At 68.5% G+C, this 15878-nt stretch carries 17 protein-coding genes, 1 tRNA gene and 1 pseudogene; 12 read left to right on the forward strand and 7 right to left on the reverse strand.

Going from position 1 to position 15878, the window contains the following annotated elements; all coding sequences use genetic code 11:
- Positions 1 to 537 (reverse strand): pyridoxamine 5'-phosphate oxidase (gene pdxH / locus ACE3TL_RS08810; protein WP_374578340.1); only part of this gene is annotated, 537 nt, incomplete at its 3' end.
- A 101-nt stretch (positions 538 to 638) separates the two neighbouring features.
- Here pdxH and ACE3TL_RS08815 point away from each other — a divergent pair.
- The 4 genes from ACE3TL_RS08815 (at position 639) to ACE3TL_RS08830 (ending at position 3397) form a co-directional block, all read left to right on the forward strand.
- A complete protein-coding gene (locus tag ACE3TL_RS08815) occupies positions 639 to 1319 on the forward strand; it encodes a DnaJ domain-containing protein (RefSeq protein ID WP_374578341.1) in 681 nt (226 codons plus the stop codon).
- Positions 1320 to 1351: 32 nt separating this feature from the next.
- Positions 1352 to 2485 carry a chorismate synthase gene (aroC, locus tag ACE3TL_RS08820; RefSeq protein ID WP_374578342.1) on the forward strand — a complete coding sequence of 378 codons (1134 nt, stop codon included), beginning with the start codon at positions 1352 to 1354 and terminating at the stop codon, positions 2483 to 2485.
- Between the two features lie 132 nt (positions 2486 to 2617).
- Positions 2618 to 3127, forward strand: coding sequence for a response regulator (locus tag ACE3TL_RS08825; RefSeq protein WP_374578357.1), 510 nt, complete (start codon positions 2618 to 2620; stop codon positions 3125 to 3127).
- A gap of 60 nt (positions 3128 to 3187) precedes the next feature.
- Positions 3188 to 3397, forward strand: a complete 210-nt coding sequence (locus ACE3TL_RS08830) for a hypothetical protein (protein ID WP_374578343.1) — start codon at positions 3188 to 3190, stop codon at positions 3395 to 3397.
- Between the two features lie 4 nt (positions 3398 to 3401).
- Here ACE3TL_RS08830 and ACE3TL_RS08835 read toward each other — a convergent pair whose 3' ends face one another.
- From ACE3TL_RS08835 to queC, 3 genes are read right to left on the reverse strand one after another with little or no spacing between them, the layout of a single operon-like run.
- Positions 3402 to 3776, reverse strand: a complete 375-nt coding sequence (locus tag ACE3TL_RS08835) for a 6-pyruvoyl tetrahydropterin synthase family protein (RefSeq protein ID WP_374578344.1) — start codon at positions 3774 to 3776, stop codon at positions 3402 to 3404.
- A gap of 45 nt (positions 3777 to 3821) precedes the next feature.
- On the reverse strand, positions 3822 to 4454 hold the full coding sequence (gene queE, locus ACE3TL_RS08840) for a 7-carboxy-7-deazaguanine synthase (protein WP_374578345.1): 633 nt from the start codon (positions 4452 to 4454) through the stop codon (positions 3822 to 3824).
- A complete protein-coding gene (gene queC / locus ACE3TL_RS08845) occupies positions 4451 to 5182 on the reverse strand; it encodes a 7-cyano-7-deazaguanine synthase QueC (protein ID WP_374578346.1) in 732 nt (243 codons plus the stop codon). Before queC ends, queE begins: the two co-directional genes overlap by 4 nt.
- 396 nt (positions 5183 to 5578) lie before the next feature.
- On the opposite strand from queC, the gene ACE3TL_RS08850 reads away from it, so the two are divergent.
- The 4 genes from ACE3TL_RS08850 to ACE3TL_RS08865 all read left to right on the forward strand — a co-directional run bounded on the left by ACE3TL_RS08850 (position 5579) and on the right by ACE3TL_RS08865 (position 11796).
- Positions 5579 to 8107, forward strand: coding sequence for a TonB-dependent receptor (locus ACE3TL_RS08850; RefSeq protein WP_374578347.1), 2529 nt, complete (start codon positions 5579 to 5581; stop codon positions 8105 to 8107).
- A 179-nt stretch (positions 8108 to 8286) separates the two neighbouring features.
- Positions 8287 to 9390: a response regulator gene (locus ACE3TL_RS08855; protein WP_374578348.1), complete on the forward strand. Its 1104-nt coding sequence runs from the start codon at positions 8287 to 8289 to the stop codon at positions 9388 to 9390.
- A 58-nt stretch (positions 9391 to 9448) separates the two neighbouring features.
- Positions 9449 to 10069, forward strand: coding sequence for a class I SAM-dependent methyltransferase (locus ACE3TL_RS08860; RefSeq protein ID WP_374578349.1), 621 nt, complete (start codon positions 9449 to 9451; stop codon positions 10067 to 10069).
- A gap of 101 nt (positions 10070 to 10170) precedes the next feature.
- On the forward strand, positions 10171 to 11796 hold the full coding sequence (locus tag ACE3TL_RS08865) for a M10 family metallopeptidase C-terminal domain-containing protein (protein ID WP_374578350.1): 1626 nt from the start codon (positions 10171 to 10173) through the stop codon (positions 11794 to 11796).
- Positions 11797 to 11802: 6 nt separating this feature from the next.
- On the opposite strand, the gene ACE3TL_RS08870 is transcribed toward ACE3TL_RS08865, so the two are convergent.
- On the reverse strand, positions 11803 to 12015 hold the full coding sequence (locus tag ACE3TL_RS08870; protein WP_374578351.1) for a hypothetical protein: 213 nt from the start codon (positions 12013 to 12015) through the stop codon (positions 11803 to 11805).
- 222 nt (positions 12016 to 12237) lie between these two features.
- Here ACE3TL_RS08870 and ACE3TL_RS08875 point away from each other — a divergent pair, with 222 nt between their 5' ends.
- Together ACE3TL_RS08875 and ACE3TL_RS08880 are read left to right on the forward strand one after the other, a co-directional pair.
- On the forward strand, positions 12238 to 12645 hold the full coding sequence (locus ACE3TL_RS08875; protein WP_374578352.1) for a hypothetical protein: 408 nt from the start codon (positions 12238 to 12240) through the stop codon (positions 12643 to 12645).
- A 60-nt stretch (positions 12646 to 12705) separates the two neighbouring features.
- Complete coding sequence (locus ACE3TL_RS08880) at positions 12706 to 12900, forward strand: hypothetical protein (protein ID WP_374578353.1); 195 nt, start codon at positions 12706 to 12708, stop codon at positions 12898 to 12900.
- Between the two features lie 298 nt (positions 12901 to 13198).
- Here the strand turns inward: ACE3TL_RS08880 and ACE3TL_RS08885 are convergent, their stop codons facing one another.
- Both ACE3TL_RS08885 and ACE3TL_RS08890 read right to left on the reverse strand, forming a co-directional pair.
- Positions 13199 to 13711 (reverse strand): 6-pyruvoyl tetrahydropterin synthase family protein, encoded by a 513-nt coding sequence (locus ACE3TL_RS08885; RefSeq protein ID WP_374578354.1) that lies wholly within the window; start codon positions 13709 to 13711, stop codon positions 13199 to 13201.
- A 194-nt stretch (positions 13712 to 13905) separates the two neighbouring features.
- Positions 13906 to 13982: transfer RNA gene (locus ACE3TL_RS08890), tRNA-Met, on the reverse strand.
- Positions 13983 to 14106: 124 nt separating this feature from the next.
- Here ACE3TL_RS08890 and ACE3TL_RS08895 point away from each other — a divergent pair.
- Both ACE3TL_RS08895 and ACE3TL_RS08900 read left to right on the forward strand, forming a co-directional pair.
- Positions 14107 to 15135, forward strand: coding sequence for a glycosyltransferase (locus ACE3TL_RS08895; protein WP_374578355.1), 1029 nt, complete (start codon positions 14107 to 14109; stop codon positions 15133 to 15135).
- Positions 15135 to 15878, forward strand: a pseudogene (locus ACE3TL_RS08900) (hypothetical protein); the annotation flags it as partial. The gene ACE3TL_RS08895 and the pseudogene ACE3TL_RS08900, both read left to right, overlap by 1 nt.

The raw sequence follows: 15878 nt of genomic DNA on the forward strand, positions 1-15878 counted from the left end.
CGGCGGGCGCGGCACCTTGCCCAGGCCGAACTTCAAGCCAACCTCGGCGATGCGCTTCTCCAGCGCCAGGCGGTCGGGCAAGGGCTGGCTCTGCTCGGAGGCCCAGGCTCCGATCTGGGCGGGCCGCGCGCGGGTGGCGAAATAGGCGTCGGCCTCCTCCGGCGTGACCGGCGTCACCTGCCCGCGCACCCGCACCTGGCGGCGCAGGCTCTTCCAGTGGAACAGCAGGCCGGCCTTGGGGTCGGCCGCCAGTTGCCGTCCCTTGGCGCTGCCAAGATTGGTATAGAAAACAAAGCCTTCCGGCCCGGCGTCCTTCAGCAGCACCATCCGCACGTCGGGCATGCCGCCCTCGTCCACCGTAGCCAGAGCCATGGCGTTGGCGTCGTTCGGCTCCTTGGCCACGGCCTCGGCCAGCCAGTCGGCGAAGAGCGCGAAGGGATCGGTCGCCGAGAGCAGCGGCGGCGGTTCGGCCATGCTCACCTGGCGGACATAGTCATCCTCGCTCGGCGAGGGAGGGATCGCAGCCTTGTCGCTCATGCCTGCCGATATAGCGCCAATGCGCGCGCTTGCCATGCTTAACGCGCCGTTGACCATGCCCCGTTCACAGTCGCCCGATGACCGCGCACCAGGCTCCCCCCATGGACAGGAAGCGGGCGCGCGCCGTGCTGGGCGTCTCGCCCGCCGCCACTCCGGCCGAACTACGCCGCGCCTTCCGCGAGGCCGCCAAGTCGGCCCATCCCGACGCCGGCGGCGACCCCGAACAATTCCGGCAGGTGGTCGAGGCCCACCGCCTGCTCAGCGAGCCGATCCCTGCCGATAGGATCGTCCAGCCGCCCGCTACCGTCAGGAAAAACGCCGACGACGACAGTATCCTGCCGATCACCGTGCTCCTGGCCTTGAACGGCGGCGTCGTGCTGCATGAGACGCAAGGTGCGGGCGGCCTGAAGATCACCTTGCCGCCAGGCCTGCGCACCGGCGACGTGCTGCGGGCGGGCGAGCGCCTGCTGCGCATCGCCATCCGCGGCGACGGAACGCTGATGGTCCGCGGGCACGACATCTGGCTGACCACGCCGCTGCATCCGAACGTCCTGGCCCAGGGCGGGCGCGTGGCGCTCGACACCCCGCTGGGCCGCCGCGTGATCTGGATCACCCGCAAGGCCGCCGAGCGCGGCCTGGTTCGCCTGGCCGGCCAAGGCCTGCCCGCGCGGGGCGAGCATCCGCAAGGCCACCTCTTCCTGCGCCTCACCGAGCAGGCCGGCGGCGCCGATACCGCCGCCCAGGCCCTGCGCCGCCGCTTCGCCGCCGCCTGGGCGGCCTAGCCTAAACGGCGCCCCGGCCTTAAGAAGCCGCCATGTCGCACAACACCTTCGGCCATCTGTTCCGCGTGACCACCTGGGGCGAGAGCCACGGCCCCGCCCTCGGCTGCGTGATCGACGGATGCCCGCCCGGCGTGCCCCTCACCGCCGAGGAGGTGCAGGTGTGGCTGGACCAGCGCCGGCCGGGCCAGGGCAAGTTCGTCACCCAGCGCCAGGAGCCGGACGCGGTGAAGATCCTCTCCGGCGTCTTCCAGGACGAGCGGACGGACGGCCAGGTGACCACCGGCACGCCGATCTCGATGATGATCGAGAACGTCGACCAGCGCTCGCGCGACTATGGCGAGATCGCCACCCAGTTCCGGCCCGGCCACGCCGACTACACCTATTTCGCCAAGTACGGCGTGCGCGACTATCGCGGCGGCGGCCGGGCCTCGGCCCGCGAGACGGCCGCACGCGTGGCGGCCGGCGCCGTGGCCCGCAAGGTGCTTGCCGGCGTCGTCATCCGCGCCGCCGTGGTGCAGATCGGCCCGCACGCCATCGACCGCAGCCGCTTCGACTGGGACCAGCGCCACGAAAACGGCTTCTGGTGCCCCGACGCCCAGACCGTGCCGGTCTGGGAGGAACACCTGGAAAAGGTCCGCAAGGCCGGGTCCTCCACCGGGGCCGTGGTCGAGGTCGAGGCCGTGGGCGTCCCGCCCGGCTGGGGCGCGCCGGTCTATGGCAAGCTCGACGCGGAGCTGGCCGCGGCCCTGATGTCGATCAACGCCGCCAAGGGCGTGGAGATCGGCGCGGGGTTCGCCAGCGCCGCCTTCTCGGGCGAGGAAAACGCCGACGAGATGCGGATGGGCAACGACGGCCAGCCTTTGTTCCTCTCCAACAGCGCCGGCGGCATTTTGGGCGGCATTTCCTCGGGCGCGCCGGTCGTCGCCCGCGTGGCCTTCAAGCCCACCTCCTCGATCCTCACCCCGCGCCGGAGCCTGAACGAGGCGGGCGAGGAAGTGGACCTGCGCACCAAGGGCCGCCACGACCCCTGCGTCGGCATCCGCGCCGTGCCGGTGGTCGAGGCGATGACCGCCTGCGTGCTGGCCGACGCCTATCTGCGCCACCGCGCCCAGACCGGAGGCGGCGCCTTCGTCCCCGGCGCGAGCAACCGGCCCGACGTCGGGTAAGCCGGCCTTCGCCGATCCGCGGTCTTCGACATTGACCGTGCAGCTTTTCGGCCGTCTATCATTTGGCAAGGCGTGACGGCGGACCTGAGTCGCCATGCTAGGGTGTTGTTCCTCAGTCCTTGCGTGAAACCCGTGCGCCTCGACCGGCTGAAGATCCTGATCGTCGACGACAACAAGCACACGCGGCTGTTGCTCGCCCAGATCCTGCGGGCGGTCGGCATCACCCAGACCGTCGAAGCCGGAGACGGGGCCGAGGGCCTGCAGGCGCTCCGCAACCACGCCATCGATATCGTGCTGACCGACCTGGCGATGGAGCCGGTCGACGGGGTCGCCTTCGTGCGGATGCTCCGCGCCGCCCACGACAGCCCCAGCCACATGGTCCCGGTGGTGATGATCACCGGCCACGCCACCCTCAAGCGCATCGCCGAAGCGCGCGACGCCGGGGTCAACGAGTTCATGGCCAAGCCGATCACCGCCCGCGGCGTGCTGGAGCGCCTGGCCCTGGTCATCGACCATCCGCGCCCGTTCATCCGCAGCGACGACTATTTCGGCCCCGACCGCCGCCGGCGGCACGACCCGAAATACGCCGGCCCCTGGCGCCGCGCCAGCGACGCGGGCGAGGTCCGCTCGGTGGAGCTTTAGGCCCGCCACCTTTTGGCGATGTTCGAGAGGTAGAAGCCGGCGACCTAGTTGGAACCCCTCATGCGCTCACGCCGCCTCTCGTCCATTCTCGCCGCCTGCGCGCTGGGGATCAGTCTTTGCGGCTGCATGGCCGCGGCCGTGGGCGGCGCGGTCGCCGGGACCGCGGTCGGGGTCGCCGGCGCGGCCGTGGGCGTGACCGCCAAGGGCGTGAGCATGGCCGCCGGCGCCGTCATTCCCGACCGCGACGACAAGGACGGCAAGAAACGCTGAAGCGTCAGGCCACCGTCATGGCGCAGCTCTCGCCGATGGTCGGGCGCGAGACGACGATGCGCGACAGGCCCGGGAACTTCGGCTTCAGCCGCTCGGCGAAATAGAGGCAGATGTGCTCGAGCGTCGGGCGGTCCAGGCCCGGCTTCTCGTTCAGCAGGCCATGGTCGAGCTCGGCCGCCACCGCCTTCAACTGCGCGTCGAGATCGGCGAGGTCCACGACCCAGCCGACCGGCTCGGCCGGAACGCCGCTCACGGTGGCCTGCACCTGGAAGGAGTGACCGTGCAGGTTCCGATAGGGCCGGTGCTCAGGCCCTTCGGGAAGGTAGTGGGCGGCGTCGAACGTCGCCGCCTTGGTGATTTCGAAGACAGGCTGGGTCATCTGGGAGGTCTTGGAGGGCGTCCGGCCGCGCTGTGTCCGCGCGTGTCACGGAATGCCGAGGTATTTATGCGTTTGGACGCTTAAACGCCACCGCGGATGCGCAAGGCAATAGGCGATCGCCGCCTGGGTGTTTTCGACGCGCGCCGGACCGTCCATCGGCTGCAGCAGGAAACGCTCGAAATCCATCGCCTCGAACCTCGCCGGATCGACGCCGGGCTGGGGGAAGACGAGTTTCAACTCCTGGCCCCGGGTCTGCACCACCAGAGCATCGGCCTTGGGACTGACGCAGATCCAGTCGATCCCCTCGGGCGCGGCCAGGGTGCCGTTGGTCTCCAGCGCGATCCGGAAGCCGCGCGCATGCAGGGCCTCGATCAGCGGCGCGTCGACCTGCAGCAGCGGCTCGCCGCCGGTGCAGACCACCAGGCGATGGTCGGAGCCGCCGGTCCAGGCCGCTTCGACGGCGGCGGCCAGATCGCCAGCGCTTCGGAAGCGGCCGCCGCCCTCCCCGTCCATGCCGACGAAGTCGGTGTCGCAGAAGGTGCAGACCGCGTCCGCGCGATCCTCTTCGCGTCCGGACCAAAGGTTGCAGCCGGCGAAACGGCAGAACACCGCCGGCTGGCCGGCCTGACCGCCCTCGCCCTGCAAGGTCAGGAAGATCTCCTTGACCGCATAGCTCATGATGCGAGCCCCGGCCGCCCGGCGGCGACCCATTCGTCCCAGCCCTTGCGGCGCAGGTCGCAGGCCGGGCATCGCCCGCAGCCATGGCCCCAAGCGTGACGTTCGCCGCGTTCGCCGCGATAGCAGGTGTGGCTGTCCTCGACGATCAGATCGACCAGGGCCTGGCCGCCCAGCGAGGCCGCCAGTTCCCAGGTCTGGGCCTTGGTCAGCCACATCAGCGGGGTTTCGATCACGAAGTCCTGCGCCATGCCGAGGTTGAGGGCGGCCTGCAGCGCATCAAGCGTGACGCGGCGGCAATCCGGATAGCCGGAGAAGTCCGTCTCGCACATGCCCCCGACCAGGGCCGAAAGCCTGCGCCGATCGGCCAGCGCCGCCGCATAGGTCAGGAACACCAGGTTGCGGCCGGGAACATAGGTGTTCGGCAGGCCCTTCTCGGTCAGTTCGAACTCGCGCTCGAGCGTCATGGCCGTCTCGCCGATCTGGCCGAACCCGCGCATCTCCAGCACGTGGTCCTCGCCCAGCTTGCCGGACCATTGGGGGAAGTCGCGCGCGATCGCCGCGCGGACCACCGCGCGCTGATCCATCTCCACCGCATGGCGCTGGCCGTAGTCGAAGCCGACGGTCTCGACATGGTCGTAGCGCGCCAGCGCCCAGGCCAGGCAGACGCTGGAATCCTGGCCGCCGGAGAACAGCACCAGCGCGCGCGAAGAGGAGGAGTGATCGCTCATCGCCCCCATATGCGCGCTGCTCGCCCAAAGCGAAAGCCCGCCCCACGCCGGGGCGCTCCCGCCGGCTTTCCGTACGCAGGCGTCAGATTGCGAAAGGCGATTTCCGTATAGACGGTATGTCGACCCTCGATGCAGAGCTACCACTCAGGCCCTTGTTTCCTTTTGATTCACGAATGCGTCAAAGAACGCCGGTCAATTTTGTGCGGACAATTTGAAAACGCGGTATTTCCGCCACAGCCGCGGAAAAGGTCGGCGGATATCCGCCGGGCGAACAGCGATCACGTTGACGCGCCGCGGCCTTAAGGGAGAGGGTCCGCGCCATCGGCGCCTCCCCGCGCCGGCTCACACACATCACGAGGGCGAGGGCTGTTGCCTGGCGCCTTGGGAGGATACCTGATGTCTCGCGCCCCGCGCCTGCGGACCTTGCTCGCCATGAGCGCCTCGGTCCTGTCCCTCGCCGCCGTTTCCGCGCCGGCGCTCGCCCAGGACTCGGGCGACGCCTTCCAGATCGAGGAACTGGTCGTCACCGCCGAAAAGCGCGAGCAGGCCCTGCAGGACGTGCCGGTGGCCGTCTCGGCCTACACCTCCGAGCAGCGCGACGTGCGCGGCATGACCGGCATCCAGGACTTCGTGAACTTCACGCCGGGCATGAACTATTCCGGCACCGACCGCGTGTCGCTGCGCGGCGCGGGCCGCAACACCTTCTACATCGGCAACGATCCGGGCGTGGCCAGCTACACCGACGGCTTCTATTCGGCCTCGTCCTCGGAACTGTTCAAGAGCTCGCTGTTCGTCGAGCGGACGGAAATCCTGCGCGGCCCGCAAGGCACCCTCTATGGCCGCAACGCCATGGGCGGGGCGCTGAACACCATCTCCAAGCGCCCGTCGCACGACTTCTCGGGCGAGATCCGCGCCGGCTGGGGCAATTTCGAGCGCTCGAAGATCGAGGGCGTGGTGTCGATCCCGGTGGCCGACAACCTGCGCTTCAAGATCGGCGGCTCGCAGGACTGGCAGCGCGAAGGCTTCGTCAACAACATCGGCGGCGCTAACGACGGCGCGACCATCAAGCGGACCTTCTTCGAAATCCAGGCCCAGGCCGAACTGGGCGACAACCTAGACGTCTGGGCGCGCTATTCGCGCAGCAACTGGGACGACACCATGGGCGTGGGCGACCGCCTGTCGAACATCGTGACGCCCTATGACACCACCCGTCCGTTCCAGCCGATCGGCGGACTGGTCCCGAACCCGCAATATGGCCTGACCACGGTCAATCCGGGTGTTGCGGACCCCTACACCATGTCGACCAACCGCGACGGCTACGGCCAGTTGCGGGGTAACCACCTGTTCACGACCACGGTGAACTACGACCTGGGCTGGGCCGACCTGAAGTACATCGGCGGCTTCCAGCAGTACAATTATCAGACCGGCGGCGACTACGATCAGACCAACCGCACGACGTCCTACGCCTCGGGCCCGCTGGGAACGCAGGTCTTCAGCGACCTGACCACCGATTTCGACGAGCACAAGCGCTACTACTCGAACGAGATCAACCTGTCGTCCAAGGGCGACGGCGCGTTCAACTGGATCGTCGGCCTTTATCAGTACAAGGAAGAGTACAAGCAGGCCATCCAGCTCGCCAGCCCGCTCCAGGCCCAGCTTGCGACCCCGTTCTATCACTACGGCTCGGTCGACGGCGGCGCGGCCGGCGTTTCGGGCGTCGGCCAGCAGGCGGCCAACCCCCTGCGCAACTTCGCCGACGGCTATGCCGAACTGACCTCCAAGGCCTGGGCGGTGTTCGGCCAGGGGACCTACGAGTTCAACGACCAATGGGCCCTGACGGCCGGCCTGCGCTACACCAAGGACCAGAAGGACGGCTTCGAGAGCCAGCGCCTGGTGCTGTTCAACCCGACCGGCCCGTTCGGCGCGGCCGCGGTCGACGTCTCCAGCGACATGGACCCGACCACCCCGGGCGTGCAGAACTTCCGCAACCTGTCGGACGAGTGGAGCGCGGTCACCGGCACGGTCAACCTCGACTGGACCCCGAACGACGACACCCTGGTCTACGCCAAGTACAGCCGCGGCTATAAGTCGGGCGGCTTCCTGCTCGGCACCCTGGCGCCCAAGCCGACCGCCGACGAGGAAACCGTCAACGCCTACGAACTGGGCCTGAAGCAGACCATCGGCGGGCGGCTGATCCTCAACGCCTCGGCCTTCTTCAACGACTTCGAAGGCCTGCAGCTCAACCTGTCGCAGCTCAACGCGGCCGGCACCGCGGCGTCCAACAACTTCGTGAACGTCGACGCCGAAGCCTATGGCCTGGAACTGGAAGCCATCTGGCAACCGATCCAGCCGCTGCAGATCTCGGCCTCTTACGGCTACCTGCACACCGAGATCACCAAGGGCTGCTGCTTCTACGACCCGGCCGATCCCAGCGCCCTGAAGCCGACCGCCCGCCCGGCCGGCGGCACGGCGACCACCAATGGCGTGCTGCTGGTGTTCCAGGACCTGGCCGGTTCGAAGATCTACCAGTCGCCGGAAAACAAGTTCGCGCTGAATGCGAACTACACCTTCGACTTCAGCGCCGGTTCGCTGGTCCTGTCGGGCAGCTACACCTGGACCGACGAGACCACCTATCAGCCGTTCGACAACCCGGACTTCTCGGTCCCCGCCTATGGCACCGGCGACCTGCGGGTGCTCTGGAAGGACGGCGAGGACCGCTACACCCTGATCGGCTACGTCAAGAACGTGACCGACGAGCAAGGCTTCACCTCGACCTCCTCGACCAACCCGACCGCGGTGTTCGGCGATCCCAACCCCGGCCTGGTGGTGGGCGGAAACGCCTACCTGCGCCAGACCGGCACCGCGATCACCCGCGGCCTGATCCAGCCGCGGACCTACGGCGTGGAGCTGCAATACCGCTTCTAGTAGGCGGCGACTCCGGAACGAACCAGGCGGCGGGATCTGATCCCGCCGCCTTTTTCGTAGGATATTCCAGGGCTTTTTGGGCGCCGGCGCCAAACACGCCTAACCCACGGTGGAATTTAACGTCTCCGCAAGCGCTTAGGCGCATGGTGAGCATAAGTTCTTCCTGGACCCAGGCGTTTATGTCCCTGCCCGAGTTCTTCTACGAGCGCGTGACGAGCGAGATCCATCAGCAGATGGAAGGCGTGTTGGCGCTCGCCGAACGCCTGGCCCGTCAGCCGATGGGCGCGGACGCGCAGGCTTGCGTCGCCGGCGTGGTGGAAGCTGCAAGGACCGTCCGCCAGATTCTGGCCTCGTCGGACGATCTCAAGGACGCGGCGATCGACGGGCTGAGTTTTTCGCCCCAGCCGACCCGCGCGGCTGAACTGGCCGACCAGGTGCAGACCCGCTGGGAATCGCGCGCGAGCGACAGCGGCATAACCTTGCTGGTCTCCTATGACGGCGATCCCGACGCCCTGGTGCTGGTGGACCCGGCGCGCGTGCAGCAGGTGTTCGACGCCTTCATCGCCCAGGCCCTGGCCGGCGCGCGCCGCGGCGCGGTCGAGGCGACCCTGAAAACCGTCATCGACGGCGAAACCACCCATGTGGAAGGCCGCGTGCGCGGCGGCGGCGACCGGGTGATGGGCGAGCGCGCCCTGGACATCCGCGAGATCGAGGCCCTGTTCGGGCTGGAAACCGCCCTGGGCGTCGCGCTCGGCGGCAAGATCGTCGAGGCCATGGGCGGCGAGGTGCGCGCCGAAACCAATGTCGGCGGCGGCGAGACCCTGGTCTTCGCCTTCGATGCGCCGAGCGTCCATGAAGCCGCGCCGGCCGAGGAAAGCATCGGTCAGGCCGAGCGTGCGGCCCACATCCTGGTGGTCGACGACAACGCCACCAACCGCATGGTGGCCGAGACCCTCTGCGAGATGTTCGACTGCACCTCGGAATCGGCGACCGACGGGATCGAAGCGGTGGAGGCCGCGCGCACCGGCCGCTTCGACCTGATCCTGATGGACATCAAGATGCCGCGGATGGACGGGGTGACCGCCACCCGCGAGATCCGAGCCCTCGCCGGGCCGGCGGGCCGCGTGCCGATCATCGCCCTGACCGCCAACGCCGATCCGGAGGACGCCGCCGGCTATCTGCGGGCCGGCATGAACGGCGTGGTCGAAAAGCCGATGAAACCCGAGAACCTGCTGCGCGCGCTGCAGGAAAACCTCTCCGCAGGCGACGCCGCCGCCGCTTGACGACGGCCGCCGGCGCGATGGGGCTGGCCGCCGCGCCGAAGCTGGGCCATCGTCCGGCATGGCCAGTTTCTACGACCGCAAGATCCTTCCCGCGCTGCTGACCTGCGCCTGCTCGTCGCCGCCGATGATGAAGCAGCGGGCTAAGGTCGTCCCCCAGGCCCAGGGCAAGGTGCTGGAGCTCGGCATCGGCATGGGGCTGAACCTCCAGTTCTACGATCCGGCCAAGGTCGAGAGCGTCGCCGGGGTCGATCCGGCCGCCGAACTGCGGGTCCGCGCGCAGGCCGCGCCGCGCGACCCGCGCCTGGTGGTCGAGGTCGCCGACGGAACCGCCGAGGCCCTGCCCTTCGAAGACGCCAGCTTCGACACCGTGGTCTGCACCTTCACCCTCTGTTCGGTGCACACGCCCCGCGCGGCCCTGGACGAGGCGCGGCGCGTCCTGAAACCGGGCGGGCGCTTCCTGTTCTGCGAACATGGCCTGTCGCCGGACTCGGACGTGGCCAAGTGGCAGAGGCGCGTCGAACCGATCTGGAAGCGGCTGGCCGGCGGCTGCCGCCTGACCCGGCCGGTGGCCAGCGCCATAGCCGAGGCCGGCTTCGCCCTGGAGCGGGTGGAGACCATGTACGTGCCGGGCACGCCGCGGATCGCCGGCTGGAACGAGTGGGGTTCGGCCAGCGCATAAATCGTTTCGCAAGGGCGACCAGCCTAACACTGACCGCATGAGACGGCCTGCGGCGCGCACGCGCTCCTCGTCGTCACGCAGCCGCGTAGGGAACTGGCGCCATGGCGATCGATCTCGAAGGGGTTTCCCTGTCGCTGAACTATCTGAACGCCGACACGCGCGGCGGCTTCGCCGCCGGCAAGACCAGCTACACGATCGCCGAAGCCGGAAACCAGATCATCCGCGGCGAGCCCGGCTGGTCAGGCGCCCTGGGGGCGCCGGCCACGGTCACCTACGCCTATCGCGCCAGCGCCCCGTCGACCATGCCCGACGACACCGCCGGCTTCTCGCGTTTCAACAGCGCCCAGATCGCTCAGGCCGAACTGGCCCTGGCCAGTTGGAGCGACGTGGCGAACATCACCTTCGTCCGCGTCGGGGTCGGCGCCTCGGGCGAGGCGGCCTACAGCGACCGGGCGAGCATCCTGCTCGGCAACTATTCCAGCGGCAGCGACGGAGCCAGCGCCTTCGCCTACTATCCCGGCTCGACCAGTCATGGTTCGGCGGCGGGCGACGTCTGGATCAACAGCACCCTGGGCTTCAACACCGCGCCGGCCCTCGGCAACTACGGCGCCATGGTGCTCGTGCACGAGATCGGCCACGCCATCGGCCTGGGACACCCGGCCGACTATGACGCCGACGGGTCGCCCACCTATGCGGCGGACGCGATCTATTACGAGGACTCTCGCCAGTACACGGTGATGAGCTATTTCAGCGAGACCAGCACCGGCGCCAGCTACGGCGGCCGCTATTCGGCCGTTCCGCTGCTGGACGACATCGCTGCGGTCCAGCGCGAATACGGGGCCAACATGTCGACCCGCACGGGCGACACCACCTACGGCTTCAATTCCAACGCCGGCCGGCCCTGGTTCGAGGCGGCCAGCTCCAGCGCCAAACTGATCTTCGCGGTCTGGGACGCCGGCGGAACCGACACCTTCGATTTCTCGGGCTTTTCCAGCGCCCAGCTCATCGACCTGCGCGCCGGGTTCTTCTCAAATGTCGGCGGCCTGGTCGGCAATGTCGCGGTGGCGGCCGGGGTGGTGATCGAGAACGCCCTCGGGGGCTTGGGGTCCGACACCATCAACGGCAACGAGGCCGACAACAGGCTGCTCGGCGGCGCGGGCGACGACTGCCTGAGCGGCGGAGACGGCCAGGACTTCCTGCGCGGCGAGGCGGGCGACGACTACATCCTCGGCGGCGCGGGCTTCGACGACATCCATGGCAACATGGGCAATGACACCGCATATGGCGGCGAAGGCGACGACTGGGTGGTCGGCGGCCAGGACAACGACCTGCTGTACGGCGAAAACGGCGCCGACATCATGTACGGCAACATGGGCGACGACACGATGTATGGCGGCGCAGGCGCCGACCTGATGCGCGGCGGCCAGCACAACGACATCATGTACGGCGGCGACGGGGCGGACTGGATGTCCGGCGACCGCGGCGACGACACCCTGTTCGGCGGCGGCGGCGCGGACACCTTCTACGCCTTCGCAGATTCCGGCCTCGACCGGATCATGGATTTCAATCGCGCCGAGGGCGACCGCGTGCAGATCGGCGAAGGCGGGGCCTACAGCTTCGCCCAGGCCGGCGCCGATGTCGTTGTCTCCGTCGGCGGCGGCGCGCAGGTGGTGCTGGTGGGCGTCAACCTGGCCAGCCTCACCGACGGATGGATCTACGCGGGATAAGCGCCTTTAGAGCTGGTTGAACTCGCCGCAGCGGCACTTCACCACCACGTCGCGCAGCTCGTCGGTGTCGCAGCCGGTCAGCACGATCTCTTCGCAGGCGCCGCAAATAAACACCGAGCCGGCGGGCTCGGCCTGCTCCTGCGCAACTTCGACAGCCTGGATCACTTCGCGGCGGCCGACAAACAGGCCAGGGAAAACACGCATCGACGTCATGATCATGGGAACTGCCTCATTCTGACCCGAACTGGGCCTACGCAACTGTGCACTTGCAAAATCGAGGTACGCCTATTTTGCTGCGATGCAATGACGGATTGATGTCTGCGAGATGGAAAACGCAGCGTGGCGCCAGGATGGGAACCTTGGGCGTTCGGGGTCGTTGAGACAGCGTCCCCTTATTGTTCGAGACGGCGCGGCGACGCGCCTGGAGCCCGGAGAGCCAGCATGACCGACGCCTATGGCACCAGCAGCCAAGCCCGCCAGGCGGTGCGCGAGGCGGCCGAGACCTTCGAGGATGCGGCCGACGACGTCCGCGCCGAGGCCAAGCAGGCCGCCAAGCGCGCCCGCAAGAGCGCCATCGCCGCCTCGGGCGCGCTCGCCGAAGCGGCCACCACCTTCGCGCGCGACGCTCGCACCGCGATCGAGGACAAGGCCGGCAAGGCGCGGGCCCAAGCCGACCGCCAGTACGGACGCCTGAAGGTTCAGGCCAAGCAAAGGGCCGAACAGGCCGACGTGTTCGTGCACGAACGCCCCTATGCGGCGCTTGTGGCCGCAGGGCTGGCGGGCTTCCTGATCGGGCATCTGATGAGCGCCAGCCGCGCCAGCGTCGTCTATCTACGCGACGATCGCTGAAGGCTCGGCTTGGCGCCGATCCTGCTCCGGAAGCCCGCTCGCACCGGATGAGGATCGAAGATGGACAAGCCCGAACCGGCCTACGAACTGGACATCGCCCCTGACAGCGAGGCGATGGGCGACGACGCGGCGAGCGGCCGCCGGTGGCGCTATCGCAAGCGCTGGACACGCGGTCTGCGCCGTTTCCTGCCGGCCCTATGGCACGCCACCGACGACGACGGCGTCAAGCGGCTACGCCGTCAGCAGCAATCCTGATCCCATAACGAAGGGAGGCCGCGCGATCGCTCGCACGGCCTCCCCGTTTTTGCAGCGCTCTGGGGTTCCTACGCCGCAATCGCCTTGATCGCATGGCGACGACGGATGGCCACGCCAGCAATGCCGAAGCCGGCGACCACCTAAAAAGACAGCGTTCAACGAACGCAATCCCGTCACTTGTGTTAATTATTAATAATGTGTCAACCTGAAATCGCGGCGCGCCGATGCCCACCGCGATTGGAGGCCGGCTTTGGAAGAGGCTCGGCTATGGGCGTCCCACATTATCGCCGGATGCCAATTACGTCAGCGCCGCCGCCAATCTCGCCAGGGCGTCCGCCGATATCTCGCGCAATACGGCGTCGGGATTTCTGAAGACACCGCTGTTCGCGCCGTGTTCGGAACACTCCACCTCGGCGATCCAGCATCTTTCCTTCGTGGCCGCGGCGATCATCGGCTGGGCGGCCTCGAACACGAACTGCGCAAGCCGCTCGCAACTCGTACCTGGAACGAGGCGCACATTGGCCAGACCGAGTTCGCCCAACCGGACAAGGTCAGCGCGGAAGGGATCGTCCTCCGCGACCAACAAGGAATGATCGAAGGTCTCGTGCAGCCACGTCCGGATCCGACCAAACCCGGATCGACCGAAATCCACGACCCAGCCGCGCGCATCCAACTGCTCGGCCGCGAAGACGAACCTGAAGCCGAGGGAGTAGCCATGCAGAACCGCACAGTGGCTATCGGCCGCCCACTGGCGCATGGCGCACGAGAGGCCGCGTTCGGATGCGTAAGTCTTGGTCGATAGCCATGCCATCAGCGCGCCCTCTCCGCTGCATAGTCGGCGAGTCGACCATCGCACCGATTGACCGGGGTCAATCAGGATCAGCTCCAGAGGTTCGGCTGGCTTCGCAACGAAGCCGGGGCGGGCCTGTCGGCGTGTGGTCCACGGCGCCCTGGCTCGGCTCATCGAAGAAGAGAAACAGCCTGCGAACGCAATATGCAGAGCTGTGGTAGCTGGGGGCGGGATCGAACCGCCGACCTGTGGGTTATGAATCCACCGCTCTAACCATCTGAGCTACCCAGCCGCCGGGCCTTTCGGCGAGGCGCGGTTTATAGGGTGGGTTTTTCGCATCTTCAAGCGCCTGGATGCGGCGTCCGAACCAAAAGCGGATTCCGTTTTCCAGCGGCCGCCGTTAGGGTCGCGGCGGCATGAGCGTCCTGCATCTTCTGGGAACGGCCGGCGAAGGCGGCGCGGAGACCTATTTCCTCGATCTGATCGCGGCTCTGACCGACGACGGGGTGGCCCAGGCCGCCGCGATCCGCGCCAATGCGAGCCGCGAGGCCGCGCTGGAGCGGCTGTCCGTTCCGACCGGCGTGTTCCGGTTCGGCGGGCCGCTCGACATCCTGACCAAACCGAAACTCAAGGGCTTTGCGGCCAAGCACGAGGTCAGGCTGGCCCTGGCCTGGATGAACCGCGCCGCGCGCCACACGCCGGCCGGGCCCTGGGCGCGGATCGGGCGGCTGGGCGGCTACTACAACCTCAAATACTATCGCGGCTTCGACGAGTTGGTCGCCAACACGGAGGACATCGCCGAATGGGTGGTGGGCCAGGGCTGGCCGGCCGGCAAGGTCCGCTACATCCCCAACTTCGCCCTGGCCCCGCCCGACGCGGCCCCCGCCGACCGCGCCGAGTTGCAGACGCCGGAGGATGTTCCCCTGCTGCTGGCCATGGGCCGCCTGCACGAGGCCAAGGCCCATGACGTGGCGCTGCAGGCCCTGGCCAAGATCCCGGACGCCCATCTCTGGATCGCCGGCGCCGGGCCTCTGGAGGCCAAGCTGCGGGCGATGGCCCAGGCTTTGGGCGTGGCCTCCCGCGTGCGCTTCCTGGGCTGGCGCACCGATCCCTCGGCCCTCTACCGGGCGGCCGACATCTGCGTCTTCCCGTCCCGCTACGAACCGCTGGGCAATGTGGTGATCCAGTCCTGGGCCCACGGCCTGCCGGTGGTCGCCGCCGCCAGCCAGGGGCCGGCCGCCCTGATCCGCGACGGCGAGGACGGCCTGCTGGTCCCGGTCGACGAGGCGCAGGCCCTGGCCGAGGCGATCGGGCGGCTGATCGCCGATCCCATGCTCTGCATCCGCCTGGTCCAGAACGGCGCCGAGCGGGTGGAGGCGCAGTTCTCGCCCGCCGCCGTGGTCGCCCAGTGGCGGCGCCTGTTCGCCGACTACGGAGCAGCCTGATGTGCGCCATCGCCGGCGTGCTCGGCCCCGGCGGCTCGGCCCGCCCGCTGATCGAAGCCTTGCAGCACCGCGGCCCGGACGGCGTCTTCGTGGAGGAGGCGCCGGGCCGCTCGCTCGCCCATGCGCGTCTGTCGATCATCGACCTCGCAGGCGGCTGGCAGCCCCTGCATGGCGCGGGCGCGACCGTCATCGGCAACGGCGAGATCTACAACTATGTCGAACTGGCCGAGCAGTTCGACCTGAAGGACCAGCTCGCCACCGGCTCGGACTTCGAACCCCTGCTGCACCTCTACGCCCAGGAAGGCCCCGCCGCCTTCCACCGCCTGCGTGGCATGTACGCCTTCTGCCTGATCGGCGCGGACGGGCGCGCCTGGCTGGCGCGCGACCCGTTCGGCATTAAGCCGCTCTACCTGCTGGAGCACGAGGGCTCGGTCGCCTTCGCCTCGGAGCCGCGCGCTTTCCTGGCCGCCGGCCTGATCGGCGCCGAGCTTTCGCCGGACCGCGCGCGCGAACTGCTGGCCTTCAACTACACCCTGACCGACGAGACGATCTTCCGCGGCCTGCGCCGCCTGGCCCCCGGCGAGATCGTCGAGGTGGCGGACGGCAGGATCGTCCCGCGCGAGGTGCAGCCATGGCTGCCGCAAAATCCTCTTCCTGTAGGGCGCGTAGCGGCGAGACGGGAGGAGCCCTCCGCCGCGCAATCCCCCTCAGTCAGCTACGCTGTCAGCACCCCCAAGGGGGGA

This window comes from Phenylobacterium sp., from assembly GCF_041920015.1.
Lineage (GTDB): Bacteria > Pseudomonadota > Alphaproteobacteria > Caulobacterales > Caulobacteraceae > Phenylobacterium.